The organism is Paenibacillus forsythiae T98 (genome assembly GCF_000520735.1).
In the GTDB taxonomy this organism is placed as follows: Bacteria; Bacillota; Bacilli; order Paenibacillales; family Paenibacillaceae; genus Paenibacillus_AQ; species Paenibacillus_AQ forsythiae.
Window position 1 is genome coordinate 1 of record NZ_ASSC01000109.1, and the last position, 2,883, is coordinate 2,883.

Here is a 2,883-nt window from a genome sequence, read left to right on the forward strand (position 1 = left end):
TGAATAAGCTCGCGGATATCGTCGTAATCATCCTTGACAATGGTCCGCCCGGCAATGATATAGCCGGATTCTTCAAGCAGCGTCTCCATCAGGCTGCCGCTCTTATCCGTCTCCATCGTCCGGGTGTCGGAGACGGTAATAATATAACACTTGACCGACTCTGGAGCTTCCTTGCGGTGCTGTTCGACTGAATTCATAATTGTTCCTCACTCCTGCCGCAGATTTTTCGTAAATTTACATATGCCATTATCATAGGGGATAGAAGCACGGGCCGCAAGAGCAGCGGCAAAGGAGAAATGTAAGCGTTTATCGGGGATTTGTACGTATTATGTCGACGAGGTTGCTTCCCTGGTCAGGAATGTAGTACACTCGCTTACAGAACAGATACCGGGGGAGAGAATAACATATGGATCGAGCTGTTCCTGTATATATACTTTCAGGCTTTCTGGGCAGCGGCAAGACGACTCTGCTGCACCGATTGCTGCAATATTGGAAAGACAATGACATGCGTCCGGCTGTCGTCATGAACGAGCTTGGCGAGGTGAACTTCGACGGCATGCTGGTCGATAAATCGGTGCCGATGGCGGAACTGCTCGGCGGCTGCATCTGCTGCACCGGAAGCGCGGATCTCAGCATAGAGCTGACTACACTCGTGAAAAAAGAGTCGCCGGATGTCATCGTGATTGAAGCGACGGGTGCCGCCAACCCTCTGGATATTATCGACAATGTTACAGAAACGTCGCTCTATTGCAATGTCGAGCTTAAGGGCTTGATTACCGTAGTCGATGCCGCCCATCTTCTTGGGTTGTACAGAGAGCAGAAGGGCGCCACATATCGACTCATGCAGGAGCAAATCCGCAGCGCCTCCGTACTGATTCTGAATAAAACGGACCGTGTATCTTCGGACGAAACGGAGGAAGTGAACGGAATTCTGCGCCAATGGAATGCATTCGCTGAGGTTATTCCGGCGATACGCTGCGAGGTGAACCCGGACAGGCTGATCGGCGGCGCGGATCAGGCATCGCTCGCAGAAGGCCCGGCGAAAGCGGATTCTTCAGCCCGGGTGTCAGGCGAAGGCTTGGCGGAGGAAGGGGAGAAGAGTGACTTCGATCCGAAACGGGCCGCGCATGACCATGTAATGGCCTATACCCATTACTTTAAGAATCCGGTTAACAGCGTGGAATTTGAAGCCTTTATCAAAGAGCTGCCGGGCGACGTTTACAGAGGGAAGGGTGTGCTTACCTTTAACGACACTTCGGGACGTTTTCTGTTTCAGTACGCCTACCGGGAATCGGATTTTCTAAAGATTACCCCGCAGGGAGAGGTCCGGGACGTGGCTGTATTTATCGGGGAGCATTTTTCCTCGGGAGATTTGCGGCGGAAGCTGCTGAAGCTGGAAGGACGGGGATTTAACCTGCCCGGGGCCGTAAAAAAGAGCCTGTAGCTCGGGGAATTTTGAATCGCATGACTACCCCGGAACCAGCGCGGAGAGCAGCGGAAAACGCCAACCGGTGATTCGTCCCTGCCGCAGAGGTTTAATTCAGAGGCATAGAATACCAGATTGCAGGAGGTAAAGGCAATGACCCGAATTCAGTATCAGGACTGCATCGAATCTTGTCTGAAATGTATGAACGCCTGTAATGTCAGCTACGTTTCAAGCCTGAAAGAATATGACCTTGCGGAGCTGCGGCAATGCATCCGGATGGACCGGGAATGCGCCGATATTTGCGCGTTCGCCATTGAGGCGATGGCCCGTCAGAGTCCTTTCGTTGCCGACATTTGCCGCCTTTGCGCGGAAATTTGCGAAGCCACTGCCAGGGAAAGCGGAAGATATAAGCAGACCTATTGTCAGGATTGTATCCGGGCTTGCCTCGAATGCGCGGATGCCTGCCGCCAAATCAGCGAGGCCGTCGCCCTGTTCGCTTGAGGATGTACGTAAGCTATGAATGCGACAATAGAGTAACGGGCCAGCTTTCGGGGAAAGCTGGCCTTTATATTTAAGAAGAAGAGGAAATGACAAGGAGCCCGGCGAATTCATATAGAAAGCATAGGGCTTGCATCCCATACATAGACGCTGGATAATTATATTATCAACGACGATTGATTATGACGGAGGGCAGATGAAGGAGGATACACAATTACCGGAGAGTGAGCATTCCAAAGAGCTGTTCGCCTATTTTGGACTGGCGGTGTATTACTGCCAGGCGCTGGAACAGCAGCTTACCAACCTGCTTCTGCTGACGAAGCTTTCCCAGGGGACTTTGCCATCCGAGGCGGAGCTTACGGATTTATATCAGCGCAAGCTTGGCAATTCACTCGGCCAGCTTATTAAGGAGCTCCAGCATCATTTTCCGTTCTCGCAGGAGGAGACGACGCAACTGCATCATGTCTGGAAGCAGAGAAATTATATCGTCCATGATTATTTCAAGGAACGCATCCAGGACACATTCACTCCATCCGGCAGAGCACGCATCATCCGGGAACTGAAGCGGTTCAAGAATAAAGCGGGAGCCCTGGAGCTCAAGCTGCAGGGCTACTGTTCGGAGCTGTACCGAAAGCTTGGGCTGGAAGGCAAGCTGGACGATGAGGATTTGCTTGGCGGCCGTCCTTCCGCCGTACTGAAACGGCATAATTACTGAGGACTGTACCGTAACCCGATTAAAGCCTCCGCTGGCAGAAATGCCGGCGGAGGCTTTAATTCTTGTGGCGCTGTTCGGGGATTTGCTAAGCTTCACCCGCCAAGCGTGAAGCTTAGCTTTGCGGGTGCGCCGATGGCACAGCGGCCGGTATATTCATGATCCGGCCGGGCTCGGATGCATGGGCCGTATCGTCGTTCGGCGCGGCGGAGCCGACCTGAAGCTGGTACATGCGGTAGTAGCGTCC

At 52.9% G+C, this 2,883-nt stretch carries 3 protein-coding genes and 1 pseudogene; 3 read left to right on the forward strand and 1 reads right to left on the reverse strand.

Annotated elements, in window-relative coordinates:
- Nucleotides 1–197: pseudogene (locus L692_RS0103660) on the reverse strand (molybdenum cofactor biosynthesis protein); the annotation flags it as partial.
- Nucleotides 198–406: 209 nt separating this feature from the next.
- Between L692_RS0103660 and L692_RS0103665 the strand changes: the two are divergent.
- The 3 genes from L692_RS0103665 (at nucleotide 407) to L692_RS0103675 (ending at nucleotide 2,639) form a co-directional block, all read left to right on the forward strand.
- Entirely contained in the window at nucleotides 407–1,444 is a 1,038-nt protein-coding gene (locus L692_RS0103665; protein ID WP_025697305.1) for a CobW family GTP-binding protein, read from the forward strand.
- Between the two features lie 135 nt (nucleotides 1,445–1,579).
- Nucleotides 1,580–1,927, forward strand: a complete 348-nt coding sequence (locus L692_RS0103670) for a four-helix bundle copper-binding protein (protein WP_025697307.1) — start codon at nucleotides 1,580–1,582, stop codon at nucleotides 1,925–1,927.
- Between the two features lie 193 nt (nucleotides 1,928–2,120).
- Entirely contained in the window at nucleotides 2,121–2,639 is a 519-nt protein-coding gene (locus L692_RS0103675; protein WP_025697308.1) for a hypothetical protein, read from the forward strand.
- Nucleotides 2,640–2,883: the final 244 nt, after the last annotated feature.

What these genes read in the sequence shown, in the direction of transcription:
- L692_RS0103665 (WP_025697305.1), top strand. Translation starts at nt 407, where the DNA reads ATGGATCGAGCTGTTCCTGTATATATACTTTCAGGCTTTCTGGGCAGC.
- L692_RS0103670 (WP_025697307.1), top strand. Translation starts at nt 1,580, where the DNA reads ATGACCCGAATTCAGTATCAGGACTGCATCGAATCTTGTCTGAAATGT.
- L692_RS0103675 (WP_025697308.1), top strand. Translation starts at nt 2,121, where the DNA reads ATGAAGGAGGATACACAATTACCGGAGAGTGAGCATTCCAAAGAGCTG.